Raw genomic sequence first — 22,343 nt, 5'->3', positions numbered from 1 at the left:
GATGTGCTGACCACTCCGGTGCGGAATGTCACCGGCTGACTGTGACGGCAACGTAAATAAAGCCGTCGACTTTGGGGCTTGGCAACTAAAGCTATTAGGTATAGGTTGTTACTCGCTGTGAGCAAAACCACTTTGCTATAGGTTTAGCGTCGCGGCCCACAAACCAGTTGTTCGAGGTCAAAGTGGCGGAGGGGCATATGCGATCCAGCGCCTCATCGGGAAGCGTCCACAACGTCCACGACGGCCACAACGTCGACGACGGCCACAACGGCCACGACGTCGACGACGTCCACGAGCGACCTCACAACGCGAACCGGTTTGCCGGCCGCAATTTCACGAACGACGATGGGAGAGCAGGAGTGGCTCAGCCGAGGCTGGCAGTCGCCGAGCGTCGAGGTGCGCGTCCATGATGTCGTGGTCAAATCCAGTAGGGCGCTTCCGGGATGTCGAACGCTGCCGCACCCACGCCGGGACGCCGGCCAGGTTCAGGGTGGACCGATGGTAGGCGTCGCGGACCGTCCCGCCTTGGCTGATCCGACGGGAGTGGCGGTCCAGCGACATAGAAGTGCCGGCGTGCTGCGCGCGGCGAAGCGAAACGCGTCGAGACTCGCCAAGTCGCCGGCGGCGGCAGCCGGGTCTACCGGCCGTGGCGTTGCCCTGGCCATCTCGGTCGTGCGCTACGCCGTGCAGGACACCGTTACCGGCCGGCTGCCGGTTGGCGAGTTCGTCTGGCAAGCCTGGGCGCTGTTCAAGGTCACGGCAACGCCGGCCGTGTTGATGGCCATACCGATCGGCGGAATCGTCACCGTGGTCGTTTCGGGGCTGGTGGCCCAGGTGGGAGCAACGGCCCTCCTCGGTGCGGCGAGTGGGGTGGGCGTGCTCCGGCAGGGGGCGCCCGTCACGGCGGGCCTCCTGATGGGTGGTGCTGCAGCGTCGGCGATCGCATCGGACTTCGGGGCGAGGGCCATTCGCGAGGAACTCGACGCCATGCGGGTCCTCGGCGTGGACCCGGTTCGGCGCCTCGTGGTGCCCCGGTTCTTGGCGCTGCTGCTGATCGCACCCATGCTCACCCTGGTCATCATCGTGTCGGGCACGGCGTCTGCATTCCTGCTGTCGGTCACGGTGAGCGGGGTCGCGCCGGGCAGCTTCTGGAACTCATTCGGAACGTTCGCGAAGATGACCGACGTATATTTCGCGATCGGCAAGGGTCTCGTCTTCGCCGCCATCGTGGCCATCATCTCCTCGATGCGGGGTATGGAGGCCAAGGGCGGTCCGCGCGGTGTCGCGGATGCCGTCAACGCCGCAGTCGTGATCAACGTCGTTCTCATCTTGTTCGCAAACCTTGTGATCACCCAGATATCGACGATGTTCTTCCCGACGGCGGTGGCATGATGTCGGCACCGTCGACGTTGGCACGCACCCGTGCGGCGACCGCCGGCACGGTCAAGAAGCCGTTGACCGGATTCGGGCAATGGGCTTTGTTCATCGGTCAAGTGTTCTACTATCTGCCGCTCACCGTGCGTCGCTACTCGCGTCAGACGCTGGCCGCAACGATCAACATGGCCTGGGGTCGGGGGTCGCTGATCGTCGACGGCGGCACGATCAGTGTCCTGCTCCTGCTCGGCGTGGCCACGGGTGCGTCTCTGGGCATCGAAGCGCTCGCGGTGTTGGACATCCTGGGATTCGGTTCCCTGTCGGGCATCATCGGCGGCATCGGGGCCGTCCGCATTCTCGGACCCATCGTCGCCGGCATTGCGTTCATGTCCCAAGCGGGTACACGCATGACCGCCGAGATCGGAGCCATGCGTATCGCTGAAGAGATCGACGCCGTGGAGGCCATTGGCTTGCGGCCGATTCCGTTCGTCGTCGGTACTCGCCTGATCGGCGCGTTGACCTGCGTGATACCTGGCTACCTGCTGACCCTCATGGGGGTCTTCTACACGATCCAAACGGTGGTGGTCGTCTTCAACGGTGAACACGGCGGCACGTACTTCCACTATTTTGCCATGTTCCTCAGCCCGATCGATCTGCTCTATTCGACGATCAAATTGAGCATCTACTGCGTAGCCGTGACATTGATCCATTGCTACTACGGGTATTTCGCGTCAGGGGGCCCGGTTGGTGTCGGCATGGCATCAGGTCGTGCGGTGCGTGCCAGTCTCGTGACGATCGTGGTCCTCGACTTCACGACCACCGTGCTGCTGTGGGGGCTGCAGCCCGAGTTCATCTTCAAGGGATAGAGGGGATCTCATGCTGAGAGGATCTGCCCAGCGTCAAGAGCGGGTACTGCTGTCCATCGGCGGTGCGGTGGTGCTGTGTATTGCCGTGGCGGTCTCGGTCGTTGTCGTCAATCCATTTGGTGGTCGGGCCAAAGGGGTTTACTCCGTGGTTATTTCGACACCGTACGTCGGGCAGGGGGTGGAGGCGGGCACCGCTGTCGTCTTGCACGGCGTCAAGGTGGGGCAGGTCACCAACGTGACCAACATGGCCGATGGCGGAGTGCAGCTGGACACCGACTTGCAGACACAGCCCACCCGAGGCCTTACCGACAAGGTGAGCATCGACTTCAGGCCGATCAACTACTTCGGTGTACCGGGCATCAATCTGGTACCGAACCCCGGCGGGGGTGAGCTCACGGACGGCAGCAGGCTCACTCTGAAGCCCTCGGGGAACTTCACCCTCTCGGAGCTGCTCAACCAACTCGGCAACGTGTCCGAAGCGTCCCTGACGCCGCAGCTGATCAAGGTGATCGATCGTGTGACCCGCTACACCGACGGATTGAACCCGTTGTTCGAAACTGCGGTGACGGTTGCGCGGGCCGTTGAAGCCGTCCAGATACACCCGACCGACGAGCAACTGGTGAAGCTGTCCTCTGCGGTCGAGGCCGCACCGCCGTTCGTGAACGAGGCGATCATCGCCGGCAGACGGATCATCGACTACAGCTATTATCCCGGGCAGATCCGTGGCTCCGCGGCCACCAGCGGACCGAAACTGGAGTTCCCGTTCCTCACCGATGTCGACACCCCGAGCCTCGGCGACATCTCTCCGGAGTTCTACATGTCGCACTGGGACGCCTTCCTGAGCCTCGCACAGAACGGGTTGTTCGGTGCGGTGGGCAAGCTCGTCAGCAGTCACGTGGATGATCTGACCCCGTTGATCAGCGGTATCAAAGCGATCACCGATACCGGACCTGTTCTGCTGCGACCGCAGGACGTGGCCCAAAAGCTATCGGAACTGCGGTCGCGGTTCGAGAGCCTGTATGCCGGAAACGGCACCCAACATGCAATTTCGGTCCGGATCCTGCTGGACAGTCTGCCCGCTGTGGCCTCCTCGGTCGGGATCGCGACGGAAGGTACCCCGTGAAACCACTGGCGGCCACGTGGCGGATCGGCGTCGCACTCGCAGTGTCGATCGTGCTCTTCATCTTGCTGTCGAACACCCTCGTCAACCCCGTCGATGTCCAAACACGAACGTATGTAGCCGAATACACCGATGCCTCCGGACTGCACCAGGACGGGGACGTGCGGGTGCGGGGAGTCCGGGTCGGCAAGGTGGAGGCGGTCGACCTGGCCCGAGTCGACGGTCAGAATGTCGCTCAGGTCAGGTTCACCTTGGACAAGAAGTACGGCGTCGTACGCGATACCCGGCTGGCCATCAAATTCCAGGCACTGACCGGCGTCCGTTACGTGGACGTGACGAACCCGGCCGAGAACTATGCCGACGCGGATCTCGTCAAACAGATCCCCACCTCGATGACCCAGCCCTCCTTCGACGTGACGGCTCTCTTCAATGGTCTCCAGCCGGTATTGGCCACCTTGAGCCCCGAGGAGATCAACACGTTCACCGCCAACGCCGCTTCCTTTCTGACAGGGGACGGCAGCGGACTGGCTCCGCTCTTACAGAGCATTCGCCGGCTCACGGAATTCGTCACCGACCGACAGCAGGTCGTTGCGGTGCTGATGAACAATCTCTCCAAGATCGCCAACGGGATCGGCGGTGCTTCCGAACGATTCATCCACATCATCGACTTGGTGAACCAGCCTGTGGACAAGGTGAATTCGGTTCTCGATGAGTTCCGCAAAGACCTCCTTTACAGCAAGGACTTCTTCGATCCGGTCACCCGCCTGCTGCACAATGCCGGCTTCAGGAATGGAAACAACGTCGACGATGCGCTGGACCGGGCATCGAGCAACCTCGACAATTTCTTCGACGCTTTCAAGCTGGTCCCGGTGATCAACGAGAACATCCCGCCGCCGGGCAACGACGGGACCGAAGTGGAGCCCTGTTCGCGGGGCAACTTCCAGCTCCCCGAAACGATGGATGTGCTGCTGAACGGTCAACGGGTGGTGTTATGCAATCGCTGAGGGCAAGTCGTCTGCTTCGGAGTCCGGTGTCCTGGGGTGTTGCGACCATGGTCGTCGCGGCAGTCGTGGGTCTGGTGTTGACCTACGTGTACTACCACCCGCCGAGCCAAGAGCAGCCAGTCTCCTTCTACACGGATGACGCGAACGCGATACGTGTCGGAGATGAGGTGCGGATGGCCGGCATCAAGGTGGGCACGGTGACGGCACTGACACTGGAACCGAATCAGGTTCTGGTTCAGGCGAAGGTCGACAACCACGCCTTTGTCGGCGATCAGTCGCAAGTGGACGTTCGCATGCTGACCGTCGTCGGAGGCTACTACGTCAATGTCGCGTCGATGGGTAGCATGCCGCTGGGTGAGGCGGTGATTCCGGCCTCGCGGGTGACCATGCCGTACAGCCTGATTCGTACACTGGCCGACACCACCAAGATCACCGAGCACGTCGACACCAAACCGGTCAACGAGTCGCTCAACCAGATCTCGCAGGGCTTGAGCGGTACCAACGTTCAGGTGGTGGCCGCCACCATCGACGCAGGCAACGCGTTGATGTCGACGGTCGAACGGCAGCGCGGTCAGGTCACCGAGATCCTCAACCTCTCCGACGAATACATTAGGGCGCTGGCGCAGTACCGGGACAAGTTCGCACAGCTGGTGCGCAAGATCTCCATTGCGACCCAGACGATGGTCATCTACGACAAGGGCGTCTCCCAGACATTGCAAGGTCTCGGCGAGGTCCTGCTCGCCATCAAACCACTGGCCGACGCCTATGAAGCCCACCAAGCCGAATTCGTGGAGAAGATCCGAAGTTTCCTCGAGCGAGGCCGGTCGTTCGTGGAGCGCAACGGCTTGACCATCCGTGCCCTCAAGCGGGTGCAGAACCTCTTCGACCGAATCCTCAACGCGCAGAACGCGGACCCGGGTCTGCTCGCGACCGATCTGTGCGTCCCGGTTCCCGGGAGCGCCTGCTGATGCCCTCCTTGCGCGCACACCATATCCGCCGACTGGCATCGGCGTCGCTGGTCGCGGCCGCCGTGGTGACCTGCTCGTCGTGCACGTCGCCTGCCAAGTCGGAAGCCGCTCACTACTGCGCGATCATGCCGGACAGCGTCGGGCTCTATGTCGACAACCCCGTCACCCACCTGGGTTTCCCGATCGGGAAGGTCGCCGCCGTCACTGCGTCGGCACAGTCTGTCCGAGTGGACTTCACCGTCGACGACGGAAGGAAGATTCCCGCTGACGTCAAAGCGGTAACCAGGTCGACATCGATCCTTGCCGATCGCGCACTGGAACTCGTCGGCGATTACCAACAGCCGCAGAAGCTCTCCCCGGACAGCTGTATCCCGCTCGGCCGATCGTTGACCCCGAAGAGCCTGTCCGAAGTCATCGGATCCTCGACGAACTTCATCAATTCGATCAATCCCGCCGGCTCGGACAACGTCGGGCAAGTGGTCACGGGGATCGACCAGGCGCTGCGCGGGCAGGGAGCCGGAGCCAACAAGCTGCTCACCACCGCGTCGTCGGTGGTCGACGCACCCGATCAGGCCATCGGCGACCTCGGCTCGGTGACCCGCAATCTCAGGCAACTGACCACCACGCTGGTACAGGTCGAGCCGACCCTGCACGGGGTTTTCGACGATCTGGCGAACTCGGCAGGCGAAGACGCCGCCGAAACGCTCGAAGGAGCCTCGAAGACGATGGAGGGAATCATTCCTGTCATCGAAGCCGCCGGAGCCATCGAGAAGGAGCTGGGTCCGCAGATCCAGCAGCTACTCGACGCGGTGTCCGTCTTTCTCAGGAAGGCCAGTCCGCGGGCACCGTACTATGCGAGCCTGCTCAATGTGGCCCCGCGGGTGCTCAACGGGCTGATCAACCTTGCCAACAACCACGACTTCACGCTGCACTACCGGCCACCGCTGTACCGGATTCGCACACCCGACGGTGTCGCCCAGTGCAACATCATGAATGCGTCGGTGCCTGGCAGCTGCGCCAACGTCAAAGGCACGCCTTACGCGGTCGATGTGGCGCTCCTGCAGTACGTGCTGACCGTGGCGGCGAACAAATGACACAGCGTTCCCGGCTGCTGGCCAGTGTCATGACCACGGCAGTCCTTGCGGTGTCTTCCTGCGCCGCAGTGAATGTCGACGCGTTACCCCAGCCAGGCCCGTCGTACGACGACGGATACGACATCGTCATGAAGTTCGACAGCGTCCTGAACCTGCCCGATCGCGCAAAAGTGGTTCTCGATGGTGTGACCGTCGGCGTCGTGTCGAAGATGACCCTCACGAGCGGAGACGTCGACGTGACCGCGCGGATGAAGCGCGGTGTCACGGTTCCATCCAATATTCATGCCGTACTGCAACAGGCGACCGTGTTGGGCGACATCTACGTGGCGTTGGAGCGCCCGGCAACGGATGACGCGCCGGCCCCGGCGTTGGCCGGCGGCGGGGTGATCCCGGTCGCCCAGACCACATCTCCGCCGCAGCTGGAAGACACCATCGCCAGCCTCGCCAATTTCGTGTCCAGCGGATCCATCCAGCGGGCGCAGAACACCATCATCCGGCTCAACCGTGTCATGCCGTCCAGTGACGAGGTGCGGGTCCTGACCGGCCGGGTCGAAACAGACCTTGCCGCCTTGGCCGGGAATCTCGATTCGGTGGATCGGCTGCTCGACGGGGTGTCCAAGTCAGCCGCGGTCGTCCGGGACAGGGTTCCGGACCTGCAGTACCTCTTCTCACCGAAGGGGCAGTTGGGCTTCGAGCATCTGGTCGCCGTCTTGAACTACATCGGCACCATCCTGCCCAGCGTCGGCAGCATCACGCTGGGCGGCTACTGGTTGGTGCCGTTCCTCAATTCACTTGCCGACGCCACCGGCGCGCTGCAGGAGTCGAAGGTGGCAGGGGAGGCCGAGATACCCAAGTACCGCAAGGTCTTCACCGACATGTTCTTGCCGGTCGACAAGTACCCGGCCATCAACATCACGTCGATCATCGGGCCGGACGGCCGTGAGCTGTCCGGCAACGTCCAGGATGTGCTGCGGATTCTGGGGGCCACACCATGAACGCCATCAAGGTCAAAGACGTCATCTCCTACTTGGTGTTCGCGGTGATCATCGCAATCGTCCTGTGCTACTTCGCATCGCTGGGTCTTCGCCTCCAGCCGCCGTCGCACCGGACGAACCTTTCCATGGATGTCCCCGACGTCAACGGCCTCGTGGTCGAGTCGAATGTGCTCCTGCGAGGGGTGCCCGTCGGCAAAGTGACGAGTACCGCGACGTCGGTGAATGCGGCGTCCATCGGGTTCTACGTCGAGGCGCCGTATCAGATTCCGGTCGACACCGAGGTGCAGTTGCAGAACCTGTCGGCCCTGGGTGAGTCCTATATCGAACTGGTCCCGCGCAGTGACGGCGGTCCGATGCTGAAGGACAACCAGCATATTTCCACGGAGTCGGTGGTCCAGCCACCGTCGATCTCGGAGTTGGCGACGAGCGTCGTGCGCGTGCTCCATCAGATGGACCCCGGCGCGCTCGCGCGCATCATCAGCGAGTCCGATGCCGCCCTACCTGATCCCGTCACGGTGCTACCCAACCTGTCGCGCGCCAGCAATTCGTTCAACAACATGCTCAACGGTCTGGACGGGCAGGGCCGAGAGCTGTTGAGCAATTTCGGGACGCTCATCCACAACTCCGAATGGGTCAATCCAGATTTGACCGCCTTCACCCCGGTGGCGGCCAAGGCGGGTGTCAACTGGCAGGACTTCTACAAGCACCTCCCGATCCTGATGAGCCGCAACGAGCCGGAAAGCATTGCGGGGCTGAACAAACTCGTGGCGCGTCTGCAAGGCCTGCTCGATACCAGTGGCGGTGATCTCAAGGTGTTGGGGGAGGCTTTCCAGCCGAAACTCAACACCATTGCCGCGACGTTGATGAACTTCGACAGCGGGCAGATCCTGGACCACTTCCTCCAGCAAGTGCCCGCCGACGGCTTGATAACGCTGCGAGTGCGGCCATGACCACCCGGGCGAACGGTTGCCCATCGGTATCCCTGCAGAGAAAGGCAACGCAATGACCATCAATGACACCGACGTTCAGGAGACGTCCGACGCCGTACTCCCAGAGGTGTCGGCAGAGGCGAACTCATCGCCGGCGGCGACGGCGCTGGCGGATGCCGATGACGCGACGACGCGGAGGGGAGCACGGTCGGTATCGCTCAGTCTCAAGGATCTGATGCTCGGCGCGGTCATCGCGGCACTCGTCGTTGCCGTCGCGACCCTGGGCTGGCTCTACACGGGTGCGCGTCACCAAGTCGACGATCAGGTCGCTCAGTCGGCGAACAACGCACGCGCCGAGAAGATTGCGCTGGACTACGCGGTCAACGCCGCGACGATGGACTTCAAGGACCTGCAGGCCTGGCACGTCAAACTCGTTGCGGGTACCACTCCGGAGCTCACCAGAAAGTTGTCCGACGCCGGCACCTCGATGGAGCAGGTGCTGGTCCCGTTGCAGTGGAGTTCGAACGCCAAACCTCTGGTCGCCAAGGTCCGATCGTCCACTGGCGGCATCTACGTGGTCGACAGTTTCGTCAGCGTGCAAACCAAGACCGTCCAGGCTCCCGAAGCGCTGCAGTCGACGGCGACCTACAGCACCACCATCGACAGCAACAACAACTGGTTGATCACCGATGTCGGCGGTATCGGCTCGGCGATGGGGTCGAAGTGAGCCATCGCATCTGGCGCAGCACGTATCTGCTGTGCTCGACGATGACCTTCTGTGCAGCGGCGTTCTTGACCGGACCGCCGGCCGGTGCCGACCCCAACGCCGAGATCCCCATTCCTGGTCCGCCATCGGATAGTTCGTTGATCAGACCGTTGCCCGTCATCACGCCGACAACCTCGAGCTGGGCACCGAAGTTCCCATTCCCGTATGACCAGACCAGAGATAGGGTCACCCCGGCCGATGTGACGGCGATGAGTGAGATGTGCCAGTGGTACAACGCTCAGTACGCCACGCTTCGTTCCCAGATCGCGCGACTTCAGACAAACAGGATCGGTCCCGACGGCAAGGACTTCGACTACTCGCGGGACAATGTTCAGCAGCAGGTGGATATCGTCACGGCCAACATCGGTCAGGCCCTCGACTTTCTCACACCCCGTGTGCAGGCGCTGACCCAGGCCCAGAACCCGTACGGTGATCGCTATTTTCCCATTTACAAGGGCGAGGCGTTCTACAAGCTGTGGGAGCAGCTGTCCAACGTCAATGCGGGGATCCTGGCGCATCAACCGGACTGGTTCACCGCACCTTCTGTGCAGAAGGCCCAGCGCTGGGGCAGCGATATCTATCGCTCGCGCGTGTGCGAGCTGTGACGACGTCAATTGTGAGGTGTGCGACATGAGGACCCGGCAGGATCTTGCGGCGGGGACAGCCTGTGCGGCAGGACGATTCGATCCGAACGTTCGGGTTCTGGTAGGCGCCGTGATGGTTGCCTCCGTACTGACGGCGACCGGCGTGTGCGTGGCACCGGCAGCCGTGGCGGATACCACCGATCAGCTACGCGCGGCGGTGGCCGCCGCCCGGCCGGCGACGTGCCCACTGCAGCCGGACCCGGTGGTCGACCAGGCTGCCGAGTTGATCAACCAGACGACCGACCGATGGATCAACAACACGGCACGTGCCGTACCGGAGACCAATGCGATTCCGGTGCTGCAGGATCTCGGGTACGCCGGCGCCAAGGCGTCGATCTTGTCCGGTGCTGCGACGTCCCCGGCCAATGCCATCAAGGCGACGCTGATTCAGGGTTTCGACAAGCTTCCGGACTGCTCGTACAAGGACTTCGGCGTGAGCACCCTGTACAACGCCAAGAAGGACATGATCCTGACCACCGTCGTACTGGCCGCGTGACGGGACAACCCGATGAGCACGAGAGTCCGAGGCTGTCGGTCGAGGGTGAAGGGAGTTGCATGAATCTGATTCGATGGGCGGTTGTCTCGATGGTGATGTGTCTGTTCGGCTCGATCCATCTGCCTGCAGCCCACGCCGAGGACACCGTCACCTACGACATCTTCTCGGACTCGGTCGGCGAATTGGCCGGCGTCGAATATCGCGACACGGCAGGCAAACATCTGCTGCAGGACGTTCCCCTGCCGTGGACCCTCACGGTTCCCGTGGTCGACGCGACGAGCCCCACGGCCGATGGTGCCGAGCTGCGCGCCGACTGGCGACCCAACTTTCGTACCGCGGCGACGGTGGCGCGAGTTCTACAGGGCCACTTCGTGACTGTACGTATCACCAGGGGGCAACAGATTCTCTGTGAGAGCATCCTCGATCTCGGAAATGCCACCTGCTACGGCAGCGTGCCGCACGCCGCCGAGAATGAGTCGTCACCCGGGAACCTGCCATGACGGGCCGAATGAGGTTCGCATCGCGAGGAGCCCGCATCGTGTTCGGTGTTCTCGCTTCGGCCGCTGTCTCGCTGCTGACTGTCGCGCCGAGCGCTCGTGCGGAGCCCAACGGGGGCTCCGCGACGAGTCCTTACCCCTCCACCTACCTCATCCTCGACTACTACGACAAGGTGAAGTACGACGACTATTTCACCAGTAGCGCTGGAGGAGTGTGGTTTTCGACCCCATTGGGACTGAACTGTGGGATCTGGGATCGAGGGAGCTTCGGATGCGTCGGCGACATCCGTGGCGCACCTCCCGGCACGACGAATATCGGCTGGGTGAACGGGAACGTCGTCACCCGATATGACTGGTTGCTGGGAGTTCAGTTCCCGGCGGGACGCGCCGAACGAGAGTTACCTCCGCGCAGTTACATCGAGTACAACGGCACGCGGTGCGCCACGATGGCCGACTCCAGTACCTACTGTGCGCGTGGTCCATTCAGGTTCTTCGTCACGCCGACGCGGACATGGTTGAGCCCGCCGTGATGTTCGCCGCAACGAATCACCACAACGAAACGGAACGCGTATGCCTGATTCTTCCCATGTAATCAGCTGCATTGTCGGCGTGATGGTGGCCTTGGCGGCGGCGCCGGTTGCACACGCTGACGACGCCAGCGTCATTCGTGCCGCCCATGAGCTCGGCATCTCGAACAGCGATGTCAATATCATCAGCGCGGGCCGATCGGTCTGCTACGTGCTGCGATTGGGGAATCGGCCCCCTGCCGAGATCAGCGGCAAGATCGCCAGGAACTTCGTCATCGACCAGGATCAGGCGCGCCGGTTCTCGTTGGTGTCAGCCAACGAGTGGTGTCCGCAATGGAGTGGACTGTTCGCCGACTGAGCTGCTCGATCCACACCCGAGGCTCTGTCACACAAGCACAGGCTGGTGGGTGTCAGCTCCCACCAGGAAGGAATTCGTATGGGCGTCCAAATCGACGTGACCGGGTTGAGCAAGTCATTCGGGTCGTCGAAGATCTGGGAAGACGTCACGATGTCGATTCCCGCCGGTGAGGTCAGCGTGTTGCTGGGCCCGTCGGGTACGGGTAAGTCGGTGTTCTTGAAGTCGTTGATCGGTTTGTTGCGCCCGGAGAAGGGTTCGATCGTCATCGACGGGACCAATATCTTGGAGTGCTCGGCCAAGGAGCTCTACGAGATCCGCACCCTGTTCGGTGTGCTGTTCCAGGACGGTGCGTTGTTCGGGTCGATGAATATCTACGACAACACCGCCTTCCCGTTGCGTGAGCACACCAAGAAGTCCGAGTCCGAGATCCGCAAGATCGTGATGGAAAAGCTCGAACTGGTCGGTATGCCCAATGACGGGCATAAGTTCCCTGGTGAGATTTCTGGTGGTATGCGCAAGCGTGCCGGTCTGGCCCGGGCGTTGGTGTTGGACCCGCAGATCATCTTGTGTGACGAGCCGGACTCGGGTTTGGATCCGGTGCGTACGGCGTATCTGTCGCAGTTGTTGATCGATATCAATGCTCAGATCGATGCGACGGTGCTGATCGTGACGCACAACATCAACATCGCCAGGACGGTGCCGGACAACATCGGCATGTTGTTCCGCAAGCACCTGGTGATGTTCGGTCCGCGTGAGGTGTTGTTGACCTCGGATGAGCCGGTGGTCAAGCAGTTCCTCAACGGTCGTCGTATCGGTCCGATCGGTATGTCGGAGGAGAAGGACGAGGCGACCGCGGCGGCCGAGCAGGCCATGATGGAGGCCGGTCAGAGCGATGGCGGTGTGGAGGAGATCGAGGGTGTGCCGCCGCAGCTGACCGCGACCCCGGGGATGCCCGAGCGCAAGGGCGTGGCGCGTCGGCAGGCGCGGGTGCGCGAGATCCTGCACACCCTGCCCGAAGCCGCCCAGGCCGCGATCCTCGATGACCTTGAGGGCACCCACAAGCGCCTTCCGAGCGGATGAGCAGTCGTCACTGCCGATCGAAGCGCAGCCAAGGAAAGCGCGACACCTCGTGGCGCGCCACGCCGGTGAACTCCGGGGGCCGCTTCTGCAGAAAGGCCGCCACCCCTTCGGCCATATCGGGGGACGTGAAGGCGTAGGAGATCGTCTGGCGGTCGATCGCAAAGGCGGCTTCGGGATTGCCACGGGCCGCCATGACGGTGAGACCTCGACGGATCACCGCCGCCGATACCGGTGCGACGTTGGCCACGATTTCGCGGGCCAGTGCGTCGGCCGCGGCCCACAGCTCTTCGCGGGGATGCACACTCGTGACCAATCCGGCGTCAGCGGCTTCGCCGACGCCGAAAACCCGGCCGGTGATCATCCACTCCTTGGCCTTGGCCAGTCCGACGATCTGCGGCAGGAACCACAGCGAGCCGCCTTCGGGGAACAGTCCGCGGCGGGCGAAGACGAATCCGAACCGGGCGTCATCGGCGGCGAGCCTGAAGTCGGCAGCCAGCGTCATGGACAGCCCTACCCCAACAGCAGCACCCTGGATGGCCGCGATGACGGGCTTGTCGAGATTGGTCATCGGCCGGGCCACCCGGGTGGCCGGTTCGTCCCAGTGCGGGTCGTCGGGATCACCTATGGTCGGATCGCCGCCGGCCATATCCATCCCGACGCAGAAATGCTTGCCGGCCGCACGCAGGATGACGGCGCGAACGTGATCGTCGTTGTCGGCAGCCAGCAGGGCCGCGTTGAGTTCGTCGGCCATCGTCAGGGTGAACCCGTTGCGTGCCTCGGGTCGGTTCAACGTGATGGTGGCGATCTGATCTGCCGTGTCATAAGTGATCGTGGTGAATACCATTGCTGCGCTACCTCCTGTGCTTCGGATGAGGACATCACGGCCGGGTCGCGCCGGGGTTCCCTTCATGAGCGCGGTGTGTCGTTGCAGACTCGCTGCGCGTACCTAGCGGGCTCATCGAGATGGGTCACTTCGATGACGGTCCGCAGTTCCAGGTGCGAGGCTCTGATCAGTGGACGTCGCCTGTTGGCGCGGTGACGGGGGAGAACGCCGGTAAGACGAACTCCCGCAGCATCTTCCGATGTCCAGGATCATCTGCGGAGGAGAAATCGAGGCGCCCGACGAGGATGAACTGCACCAGCGCAAGCCATTCGGAGACGGCCTTCATATCCAGATCTGCCCTGATCTCGCCGCGCGTCATCGCCTGCCGGAACACGGGCTCCCACATCTCAGCGGTCAGATTGGTGGCCAGGTCGGCGCCGCCGACGATCGGGGCCGCCAATTCCATGTGTTCGGGGCTGACCAGGATTCGCACGACCGGATCGCGGCGACCGTGGTCGACCAGGTAGACCAAGCCCTCGACGAGTTGATCGGCAAATGTGGCGTGACTGACGATGAAGTCATGGGCACGTGCGAACAGCATCCGCGACCGTCGCTCGATGAGAGCTCCCAAGAGTGCGTCGCGGTCACCGAAGTAGCGGTACACGGTGGGCCGGGACACCCCGGCTTCCTTACCGATATCGTCCATGGTCGTCTTCGGTACGCCGTAGCGAGTGATCACCCGCTCGGCGGCGGCGAGGATCTGTTGGCGAGCTTCGTCGGCGTCAGAACTCAGGCCGGTGCCGCTCCTGCGGCGCGCCATCTCGTCTCCTGTCGCTCGATTCGGTGAACTCGAAATTCTAACAAGGCAGGGTGTTCTGCCGGCGCAATGGCGAAACGCCGGCATAACACCCTGCCCTCGAACCGATCGCCTACGTCTGTGGAGTGAACCGGATCGGCAGGCGCGCGCATCCGCGAACCTGGCTGGAATGGAAGACCGGTGGATCGGACTCGATCAGCTCGTAGTCCGGGATCCGGCGATGGATCTCCTCCAACGCGATGACAAGCTCGATACGGCCGAGGTGTGATCCCAGGCAGCGGTGCACGCCGGCACCGAAGGACAAGTGCCGGTTGGGATGACGCTCGATGTCGAAGTCGGTCGGAGCGGGGAATTCGTTGGCGTCCCGGTTGGCGCCGCAAAGCATGACGATGAGCTGGTCGCCCTCGGCGATGGTGACGCCTCCGAGTTCGACGTCCTTGGTTGCGCGTCGGCCCGGGATGATCGCTGCCTCCATCCGCAGGATTTCCTCGACCGCCTTGGGGATCAGGTCCCGGTCGGCGATCAGCGCGGCACGCTGTTCGGGGTTCTTGGTCAGGTGCACGATCGCCCAGCACAGCGACCCCTGCACGGTGTGCAGCCCTCCGATCAACAGCAGGAAGAACATTCGGTTGAGTTCTTCGTCGTTGAGCAGCCGGGTCCCGTCGGGAAGACTGACCTCGGTGTTGATGAGCGTCGAGGTGATGTCGGTGCCCGGATTGGCGCGGCGAGTCTCGATGATGTTCTGGAAGTAGCCGAACATCTTCAGGCCGGCCATCATTCGCGCCTGATTGGATTCCTCTTCGGTGCCACCGGGCTTGCCGAACAGGATGGTGTCGGTGGCCTCGGTGAACAGCGGTGCATCCGAGAGGGGCCAGTCCATCAGGGCCAGGAAGATCCTGGCGGGCAACTCGTGGGCGAACGCCGACACGTATTCCACCTCGCCCTTGCCCGCGAACTCGTCGAGCAGCTCGTTGACCACGGCCCGGATGTCGTCGGACAGCTTCTTCATTCGCTGCGGGCTGAACAGCGGCTGCAACGCGTGCCGGTAAGAGGTGTGCTCGGGCGGGTCCAACTCCAGGGGGATGAACTTGCCGATGTCACTGGTGACCAGATTGTTGGGGTAGCTGGAGAATGTCTGAGGATCGGTGAGGACCTGCTGGATCTCCTTGTAACGCGTGACAATCCAGTGTCCGCCGTAGGCAGGCGAATAGACGACGGGGCCTATCGCTGCCAACTCGGCCACCTTGTCCTGCATCACGTCGACGGGGCTGGCCAGGGCGGGGTCGTACACGTCGAAGTCCACGACCAATTCGGTCGGGACGCTGGCTGCTGCGGTCATGTTGGGGGCTGTCCTCCGGTGTATGGGTGTGATCAGGAAACAGGCTGCGGGTTCAGGTCCTCGTCGAACCACATCCCGACGCGGGAGAGCGTGCCGCCGTCGGTGGCGCCGATCGTGGCGCCGGAGATGTAGGCGGAATCGTCGCTCACCAGAAACAGTGCGACCTTGGCGTTGTCGTCGATCGACGGTGGTCGTTGCAGCTTGAGTGGGATGGGTGACACGGTCGGATTCCACGGGCCGGCGACCTCCTCGTAGGACTGGCCGACCACCGGGGTCCCGGGGGGCATCAGGAAGTTCGGCGACATCCCGTGCGTCGGCGCGATGGCGTTCACGCGAATTCCCCAGCGGCCGAGGTCAAGTGCGAGTCCGCGGACCAGGCCGTTGACCCCGGCTTTGGTGGCCGAGTACATGGCGATGTTGTGGTAAGCCACCAGCGATGCGGCCGAGGAGGTCGCCAGGATGGTGCCGCCGCCGTTGGCCTTGAGACTCGGAATGGCCGCTTGTGCGGTGTACACGACACCGGACAGGTTGACGCCCAGCACGTGCTGCCAGTCTGTCTCGGTCAGGTCCTCGAACGCGACGTACTCGCCGCCGGCGACGGACGGAACGCCGCCGCGCGACACCACCCCGGCGTTGGCCCAGGCGATGTCCAACGTGCCGTAATGAGCCACGGTCTGGTCGACCGCCGACTGGATCTGCGCCTTGACGGCAACGTCGGCGGTGATCGCGATCGCGTCCCCGCCGGCTTCGTGCACCAGTTTGGCCGTTTGCTCAGCGCGATCGCCGTCGATGTCCACGATCGCCACCCGGGCGCCTTCGGCGCTGAACATCTGCGCACTGCGACGGCCGAGGCCGGACCCGGCGCCGGTGATGAGCGCAACCTTGTTCTGCAGCTTCATGATCCTCCTTGGGTTCAGCCCGCGGACCCCGCGCCTCGCCGGGCCGCTCACATCACGGTGGCACTGTGACGTGCAACACCTGCGCGGCAAACCTTACGCCGATAGATATGAGACGTCAATCAAAAAGTGTCAGCCGACAAGTTAAGTGCAATAAAGCCAGTTCAGACCGGTATTCGACCGGTGGCTGGCGAAGCTGGATGGCACCACCGCGTCGCGGCGGTGATCGTGGTGTGGCGTTCGTCCGTGGGCCGGTTCCCAGGGTGAGTGGCCGGGGTGCCCGCGGGGTGCGGGCGCGGCCAGCGGTTGGTCGAGCGCGCATCGTGGGCGGGGTGGGGGCCGATCTGCCGTGGCGGCCGGTGGTAGCGGACGTCACGGGTAACCCTGGGTGAACCGGTGTCGCTGAATATTAGCTGTGCATGCGCCCGCGGCGGGCGGTCCGGGTGCTCAACCCTCCCGCGCCGCGCGTCCTGTGGCCTCGTCTAGGCTAATGCCTTTAGATTAGTGGGCGGCACGACAACGGAAGGACGATGCGGTGTCATCGACAACCACACCTGAGCCGATCGAATCGGTACTCGACCTGTTCTGCCTGACGGATTCGGTGGCGATCGTCACCGGGGCGGGCAGCGGGCTCGGTGCGGGATTCGCCCGAGCGCTCGCGCAAGCCGGAGCGGATATCGTCGTCGCGGGCCGGCGCCGGGCGCAGCTCGAGGCGACCGCGGCGACCGTTCGCGCCACCGGCCGTTCTTGTCTGGTGGTTACCGCCGACGTGACACAACCCGAAGCGTGTGCCGAGCTGGCCGACACCGCTCTGGCCGAGTTCGGGAGGGTGGATGTGCTGGTGAACAATGCCGGGGTTTCGCATGTTGCGCCGGCGACGTCTGAGCGGCCGCAAGACTTTCGGGCAGTGCTCGAGGTGAACCTGTTGGGTGCGTACTGGGCGGCGCAGGCGTGTGCGCGCGTCATGCAGCCCGGCGCCAGCATCGTGAATGTGTCCAGCATGCTGGGTCTGGTGAAGTCCGTACTGCCTCAGGCGGCGTACGCCGCGAGTAAAGCGGGATTGATCGGACTGACCAGGGATCTGGCCAATCAGTGGTCGGCCCGCAAGGGCATCAGGGTCAACGCCATCGCTCCCGGTTTCGTCGAGACCGACATGATCGGTGAGATGTCTGGCGAAACATTGGCCCGCTTCCTCGCCGCCTGCCCGCTGGGGCGGGTGGGCACGCAGCGTGAGATGGACGCCGCGGTGGTTTTCCTCGCCAGCCGGGCGTCCAGTTATGTCACCGGATCGACGATCGCCGTCGATGGGGGTACTTCGGGGCACTGATCGACCTCGGATACCGACGGCAGTAGGCCCGCCATACGGCCCGAGGCTGGCTATGCCTTCGCAGCGCTCACCGAACCCGCGGAAACCGTTGCGGGACATCGTGGTACTCGGCGCGGATGGCCCGCTTGTCGAGCTTTCCGCTGGGAAGCCGTGGCAGCGGCTCGTCGCGGAGCACCACATAGCGCGGGATCTTGTAATCCGACAGCAGCGTCTCGCAGTGCGAGATCACTGTTTCCCGGTCGGCCACGCTGCCGGTGATGATGGCCGCTGGAGTCTCACCGAACCGGGCGTCGGCCGCGGCGATGACGGCGACCTCGTCGACCCCCTCGAGGGTGCCGATGGCCGATTCCAGCTCGACGGGTGAGATGTTGATCCCGCCCGAGATGATGAGATCCTTCATGCGGTCGACGAAGGTGATCCGGCCGGACTCGTCGGCGACGCCGAGATCACCACTGTGCAACCAGCCGTCCCGAATCGCCTGCGCCGTCGAAGCCGGGTCGTCCCAGTATCCGGGGGTCACCAGGGGGCCGCGCACCACGATCTCGCCCTGCTCGCCGGGGCCGCGAAGCTCCCCGTCCTCGCCCATGACCCGGACGTCGGTGAAGATCGAGCCGATGCCGCAGGAGCCGGGGTGCTCGAGGGCTTCGTGAGGCAGCGTCGCGGTGGCCACCCCGCCGGCTTCGGTCATCCCGTAGATCTGTCGAAGCAGCACGCCCTTGTCGGCCCACCTGCCGAGCAGTTCCACCGGCACCGCGGCGCCACCGATGATGGCCGTCTGCAGTGAGCTCAGATCCGCCTCGGCGAATTCGGGCGCTTTCGACATGGCCTCGAAGATCAGGGGCACACCGAAAAGGGCTCGGACACCGTGGTGCTCGATGATGTCGACTGCCCGGGAAGGGTTCAGTTCTGGCTCCACGATGAGAGTCCCGCCCAGCACGGTCGTCATGAGCAGTCCGTAGACCAGGCCGGGGGTGAACGCCAGCGGGAGCACCAGCAGGGTCACGGTGCCGGGCCGGAAGCCCTCTTGGGTCAGCGTGTTCTCCAAGACGATCGACAACAGGGTCGCGTTGGTGAGGATGACGCCCTTGGACAGCCCGGTGGATCCGCTGGTGAAGATGACGGCGATCGCCTCGTCGGGGGCGCGGTCGACCTTGAAGTCGTCGGGTACGCCGTTGCGTTCCGCCTCGACGAGGCCGAAGTCGAGCACCGTGAAGTCGTGCCCCCCGGCCCGCGCGTCCTGCGCAATGGGCACATGCGACTTGCTGGCCAGGATCATGCTCAGCCCGGCATCGTCGGCGACCTTACGGATCTCGGCCGGCTTGAGCCGGGCATTCAGCGGTACCAGGACCGCACCGGTCTTGATGATGGCCAGTGCGGCTATCGGCCATGCCAGGGCATTGGCGCCCAGCAGACCGACCCGGTCGCCGGGTTTGACGCCTTCGTCGGCCAGCCGCCGGGCCAACCGGCTGGACCAGTCGTGCACGTCGCGGAAGGTCAGCTGGTCCTCGGCCACGACGAGGGCTGTTTCCTGGCCCTTGGTCCTGGCCCACCAACTCAGTGCGGATCCGACGCTCGCTGCCATCTTGCTCCTCGTTCCAAGGTTGAGATCCGGTTCAGGCTGTCGCCAGGGACCCGAAGACTGTCGAACTCACCAAGGGGGCCATCGGGCCCCCGATCAGCAGTGAGATGTCCGCACCGGCGACCGGATTAGGTGAGCCGCCGCGGATTTGGCGGACCGCCTCCACCACCAGTCCGATACCGTGCACGAAACCCTCGGCTATATTGCCACCCGCCGTGTTGATGGGCAGACTGCCGGCTTCCACGGTCAGATTCTCCACGGTGAGGACTTCTCCGGCCGCCGGTCCGCCGGGTGACAGGCCGTGGTCGATGATGGAGGCGACAGCCGGCCCGGTGAAGTTCTCGTAGACCTGAGTGACGTCGACGTCGTCAGGTCCTATCCCGGCGCCGGCCCACAGGCGGGCGACCATCGCGGGGTGGAACCCCGCGCTGCTGTAGTCGGTCTCGTTCTCCACCGATTCGGTCCAGCCGGCGGCGGCGCCCTGAACGCCGGCCAGGATGAGAGCGGGCACGCCGCGATAGTCGCCGACCCGCTCGGCGCTGACCACGAGGATCGCTGCAGCGCCGTCATTTTCGCGGGAACAGTCGAACAGGTGCAGCGGTTCTGAGATCCACCGGCTGCGCTCGTAGCGCTCGTGGTCAACGGGTTTGCCGAACGCCACCGCATCGGGGTTGTTCTGCGCGTGGTGGTAGCCGGCCAGTGAGATCGCTTCCATCGCGGACCGAGGTACCCGTTCGAACTCGAGCAGGCGCTGGGTGCGCAGCGCACATATCTGGGCCGGCGCGAGCACACCATGCGCCGCGTACAACGACCCGATATGGCCCTTGGCGAAGGCGCGGCGGCCATCGGTGCCCTCGGACAGCCCGCGGTAGACCGCAACACAGTCGGCTTGACCGCTGTACACGGCGGCGGCGGCACAGTTCACGGCGGCGGCGACACCGCCACCCCCGCCACCCCATACCTCTGTCGACCAGCGGACCTCGTGCACGCCCAGGGCCGCGCCGATGGCCAGACCCTCGCTGGAATCACCGCCATAGGAGACGAATCCGTCGATGGTGCGGGGATCGGCCCCGGCGTCCTCGCAGGCCCGCAGGATCGCCGTCAGCACCAGTTGTGCTGACGTCAGGGGACTGGTGCCGCGCTTGTAGTAGCCGGTCGAGCCGACGCCGACGACGGCGGTGGATCCGCGGAAGCTCACAGGGGGTTCTCCAGATGCCAGCGCAGCAAGGGCCAGTGTTGATCGTCGGGTGGCGGTTCGACGATGCCCCTCACTCGCGCGCCGATGGTTGGGGTGACGCCGTCGGCGTCGGCAAGCACGCCGACCACCCGCGCATCGTCGGCGCCCGGCAGTGCGACCAGCACGACGACGTAGGGTAGGTGACCGGTGCTCTCCGGGGTGAATGGTTGCCAGGTTCGCGTCCAGGAGTAGACGGTGCCGACCGGTGCGACGGCCTCCCACCGGCTGTCCAGTGAATGACAGGACGGGCAGATGGGACGTGGCGACCAGATCCACCGGCGACACTGCCCGCAGCGCTGGATCTTCAGCACGCCCTCGCGGAGTCCGTCCCAGTGCGGGGTGTCCAAACCGTCCTCGCCGGGGCCGGTGAGATCCATCCACGGCGCGGTGGCCGGGATGTTGCGCACACTGAGAACCCGCCAGCTGCCGTCGTCGAATCGCACCCAGCGGCTGCGCAGTTCGAACCACTCGTCATCGGGCTTGGTGTACCGGATGACCGCGTCGTAGCGACCGTCGCCCGCATCGGAGATGGTGCGTACCTCGGCCCCCTTGAGCACGGTGGGGACATCCGCCGACGCGATGAGCTGCCCGATGCGGTCGGGCAGGAAATCTGCGAGCACCGCCCGATTGTCGGCGGCGGCCACCGCCTTGCCGTGGGCTTCGACGGTGGCGGCGAGGTCGGCGGGCAGCGCACCCGGATCGACGTTCATCGGTGACCTCCAAGTTGCAGCAGTACGTCGGTGCGGTCGTGTTGAAAGTCGACCAACCGGCAGGCATTGACCCAGGCGGCGTCGTCGGCGTCGACGTAGATCACCAGGCCGGTGAGGCCGGCCTGGTGGGCGAGCGCCGCCGCGCCGTTGAGCAGGCCTTTGCGGGTGTCGGCGTCCGCCTGCGGGGTGGTGGCCAGCGCTTGCAGGGTCCCGCAGCGACCGAATTCCTCGGACTCCACCGGGGTGAGGTCGACGTCGACGGCGCCGACCACGCGGCCGCCCTCCCGCAGCGCGTGTCGGGGGCCGGGGGTGGTGGTTGCCGCCGATGCCCACCCGAGTTCGGCAAGGTCGGCAGTCGAGATCGGTTCCAGCACAGGGGCCCTCGTGGCGCTTTCGGCGGAATGGGTGGATCTGATCAGCTTCCACACCCGGCGGGTGCGCGGGATCAGGAACCGGTTGCTGATCCGGCCGACGGCCGGGTGGTTTCCCCTGGCCCACGCTGTGACGGTATGCGCACCGGTGCCCTGCCACCCTCCCGGGTGCGCGGTGTCCAGCCCGATCCGCTCGAACAGCAAGGTCATGATGCCGATCGACCGCAGCCGGGGATCCACCACGCCGGAAGCCTCCGCGGTGCCGTCGTCGTCGACTTTCAGGCGGATCAGACCGGCGATGCGTTCGGGGTGCTCGGGAGCTCCCAGCGCTGTCGCATAGGGCAGCATCCACACCAGCAGATGCCGGTAGCGCGGATCGGCGCTCGTCATTGCGTTCTCGACGTCGGCGAACGCGATGGTGCTGTATTCGGCTTCGGCGTCGTAGTCGGCCGCCCGTTGCAGCAGGTCGGCCAGTTGGGCCGACTCTTCGTCGCTCAGGGCGGCCCGCCATTCGTATTTGATCATC

At 64.3% G+C, this 22,343-nt stretch carries 24 protein-coding genes; 16 read left to right on the top strand and 8 right to left on the bottom strand.

Translation table 11 applies throughout. From position 1 onward, the window contains the following. The first annotated feature begins 525 nt into the window (after positions 1 to 525). From SBI67_RS28050 to SBI67_RS27980, 15 genes are all read left to right on the top strand, one after another. Entirely contained in the window at positions 526 to 1,392 is an 867-nt protein-coding gene (locus SBI67_RS28050; RefSeq protein WP_318983711.1) for an ABC transporter permease, read from the top strand. Continuing rightward, positions 1,392 to 2,240 (top strand): MlaE family ABC transporter permease, encoded by an 849-nt coding sequence (locus SBI67_RS28045; RefSeq protein WP_413232583.1) that lies wholly within the window; start codon positions 1,392 to 1,394, stop codon positions 2,238 to 2,240. Before SBI67_RS28050 ends, SBI67_RS28045 begins: the two co-directional genes overlap by 1 nt. A 10-nt stretch (positions 2,241 to 2,250) precedes the next feature. Further along, positions 2,251 to 3,363, top strand: coding sequence for an MlaD family protein (locus SBI67_RS28040; RefSeq protein WP_318983709.1), 1,113 nt, complete (start codon positions 2,251 to 2,253; stop codon positions 3,361 to 3,363). Beyond that, positions 3,360 to 4,364, top strand: a complete 1,005-nt coding sequence (locus SBI67_RS28035) for an MlaD family protein (RefSeq protein WP_318983708.1) — start codon at positions 3,360 to 3,362, stop codon at positions 4,362 to 4,364. Before SBI67_RS28040 ends, SBI67_RS28035 begins: the two co-directional genes overlap by 4 nt. Beyond that, positions 4,352 to 5,332 (top strand): MlaD family protein, encoded by a 981-nt coding sequence (locus tag SBI67_RS28030; protein ID WP_318983707.1) that lies wholly within the window; start codon positions 4,352 to 4,354, stop codon positions 5,330 to 5,332. Before SBI67_RS28035 ends, SBI67_RS28030 begins: the two co-directional genes overlap by 13 nt. After that, positions 5,332 to 6,426 (top strand): MlaD family protein, encoded by a 1,095-nt coding sequence (locus SBI67_RS28025; RefSeq protein WP_318983706.1) that lies wholly within the window; start codon positions 5,332 to 5,334, stop codon positions 6,424 to 6,426. Before SBI67_RS28030 ends, SBI67_RS28025 begins: the two co-directional genes overlap by 1 nt. Then, the gene (locus tag SBI67_RS28020; RefSeq protein WP_318983705.1) at positions 6,423 to 7,421 is read left to right on the top strand and encodes an MlaD family protein; all 999 of its coding nucleotides are present in this window, start codon (positions 6,423 to 6,425) and stop codon (positions 7,419 to 7,421) included. Before SBI67_RS28025 ends, SBI67_RS28020 begins: the two co-directional genes overlap by 4 nt. After that, on the top strand, positions 7,418 to 8,371 hold the full coding sequence (locus SBI67_RS28015) for an MlaD family protein (RefSeq protein WP_318983704.1): 954 nt from the start codon (positions 7,418 to 7,420) through the stop codon (positions 8,369 to 8,371). Before SBI67_RS28020 ends, SBI67_RS28015 begins: the two co-directional genes overlap by 4 nt. 52 nt (positions 8,372 to 8,423) lie before the next feature. Further along, positions 8,424 to 9,077 (top strand): hypothetical protein, encoded by a 654-nt coding sequence (locus SBI67_RS28010; RefSeq protein ID WP_318983703.1) that lies wholly within the window; start codon positions 8,424 to 8,426, stop codon positions 9,075 to 9,077. Then, a complete protein-coding gene (locus tag SBI67_RS28005) occupies positions 9,074 to 9,721 on the top strand; it encodes a hypothetical protein (protein ID WP_318983702.1) in 648 nt (215 codons plus the stop codon). Before SBI67_RS28010 ends, SBI67_RS28005 begins: the two co-directional genes overlap by 4 nt. A gap of 112 nt (positions 9,722 to 9,833) precedes the next feature. Continuing rightward, entirely contained in the window at positions 9,834 to 10,256 is a 423-nt protein-coding gene (locus SBI67_RS28000) for a hypothetical protein (protein WP_318983701.1), read from the top strand. Positions 10,257 to 10,315: 59 nt separating this feature from the next. Then, entirely contained in the window at positions 10,316 to 10,756 is a 441-nt protein-coding gene (locus SBI67_RS27995) for a hypothetical protein (RefSeq protein ID WP_318983700.1), read from the top strand. Between the two features lie 38 nt (positions 10,757 to 10,794). Continuing rightward, a complete protein-coding gene (locus tag SBI67_RS27990; RefSeq protein WP_318983699.1) occupies positions 10,795 to 11,283 on the top strand; it encodes a hypothetical protein in 489 nt (162 codons plus the stop codon). A gap of 40 nt (positions 11,284 to 11,323) precedes the next feature. Further along, positions 11,324 to 11,638 (top strand): DUF732 domain-containing protein, encoded by a 315-nt coding sequence (locus tag SBI67_RS27985; RefSeq protein ID WP_318983698.1) that lies wholly within the window; start codon positions 11,324 to 11,326, stop codon positions 11,636 to 11,638. A gap of 78 nt (positions 11,639 to 11,716) precedes the next feature. Continuing rightward, positions 11,717 to 12,718, top strand: a complete 1,002-nt coding sequence (locus tag SBI67_RS27980) for an ABC transporter ATP-binding protein (RefSeq protein ID WP_318983697.1) — start codon at positions 11,717 to 11,719, stop codon at positions 12,716 to 12,718. A gap of 7 nt (positions 12,719 to 12,725) precedes the next feature. Here SBI67_RS27980 and SBI67_RS27975 read toward each other — a convergent pair whose 3' ends face one another. The 4 genes from SBI67_RS27975 to SBI67_RS27960 all read right to left on the bottom strand — a co-directional run bounded on the left by SBI67_RS27975 (position 12,726) and on the right by SBI67_RS27960 (position 16,596). Beyond that, positions 12,726 to 13,562: an enoyl-CoA hydratase-related protein gene (locus SBI67_RS27975; protein WP_318983696.1), complete on the bottom strand. Its 837-nt coding sequence runs from the start codon at positions 13,560 to 13,562 to the stop codon at positions 12,726 to 12,728. Positions 13,563 to 13,728: 166 nt separating this feature from the next. Then, positions 13,729 to 14,361, bottom strand: coding sequence for a TetR/AcrR family transcriptional regulator (locus SBI67_RS27970; protein WP_318983695.1), 633 nt, complete (start codon positions 14,359 to 14,361; stop codon positions 13,729 to 13,731). A gap of 109 nt (positions 14,362 to 14,470) precedes the next feature. Then, the gene (locus SBI67_RS27965; RefSeq protein WP_318983694.1) at positions 14,471 to 15,697 is read right to left on the bottom strand and encodes a cytochrome P450; all 1,227 of its coding nucleotides are present in this window, start codon (positions 15,695 to 15,697) and stop codon (positions 14,471 to 14,473) included. Between the two features lie 32 nt (positions 15,698 to 15,729). Further along, positions 15,730 to 16,596, bottom strand: a complete 867-nt coding sequence (locus tag SBI67_RS27960; RefSeq protein WP_318983693.1) for an SDR family NAD(P)-dependent oxidoreductase — start codon at positions 16,594 to 16,596, stop codon at positions 15,730 to 15,732. A 532-nt stretch (positions 16,597 to 17,128) separates the two neighbouring features. Between SBI67_RS27960 and SBI67_RS27955 the strand changes: the two genes are divergently transcribed. Continuing rightward, entirely contained in the window at positions 17,129 to 17,920 is a 792-nt protein-coding gene (locus SBI67_RS27955) for an SDR family NAD(P)-dependent oxidoreductase (protein ID WP_318983692.1), read from the top strand. A 67-nt stretch (positions 17,921 to 17,987) separates the two neighbouring features. On the opposite strand, the gene SBI67_RS27950 is transcribed toward SBI67_RS27955, so the two are convergent. From SBI67_RS27950 to SBI67_RS27935, 4 genes are read right to left on the bottom strand one after another with little or no spacing between them, the layout of a single operon-like run. After that, positions 17,988 to 19,502 (bottom strand): class I adenylate-forming enzyme family protein, encoded by a 1,515-nt coding sequence (locus SBI67_RS27950; protein WP_318983691.1) that lies wholly within the window; start codon positions 19,500 to 19,502, stop codon positions 17,988 to 17,990. 31 nt (positions 19,503 to 19,533) lie between these two features. Continuing rightward, the gene (locus tag SBI67_RS27945) at positions 19,534 to 20,697 is read right to left on the bottom strand and encodes a thiolase C-terminal domain-containing protein (RefSeq protein WP_318983690.1); all 1,164 of its coding nucleotides are present in this window, start codon (positions 20,695 to 20,697) and stop codon (positions 19,534 to 19,536) included. Next, positions 20,694 to 21,446 (bottom strand): Zn-ribbon domain-containing OB-fold protein, encoded by a 753-nt coding sequence (locus tag SBI67_RS27940; RefSeq protein ID WP_318983689.1) that lies wholly within the window; start codon positions 21,444 to 21,446, stop codon positions 20,694 to 20,696. Before SBI67_RS27940 ends, SBI67_RS27945 begins: the two co-directional genes overlap by 4 nt. Beyond that, positions 21,443 to 22,342, bottom strand: a complete 900-nt coding sequence (locus SBI67_RS27935; RefSeq protein ID WP_318983688.1) for a hypothetical protein — start codon at positions 22,340 to 22,342, stop codon at positions 21,443 to 21,445. The genes SBI67_RS27940 and SBI67_RS27935 overlap by 4 nt, the downstream gene beginning before the upstream one ends. Position 22,343 lies beyond the last annotated feature (1 nt).

The organism is Mycolicibacterium chengduense (assembly GCF_033741155.1).
Taxonomy (GTDB): Bacteria; Actinomycetota; Actinomycetes; order Mycobacteriales; family Mycobacteriaceae; genus Mycobacterium.
This window is presented reverse-complemented; position numbering and strand designations above follow the sequence as displayed.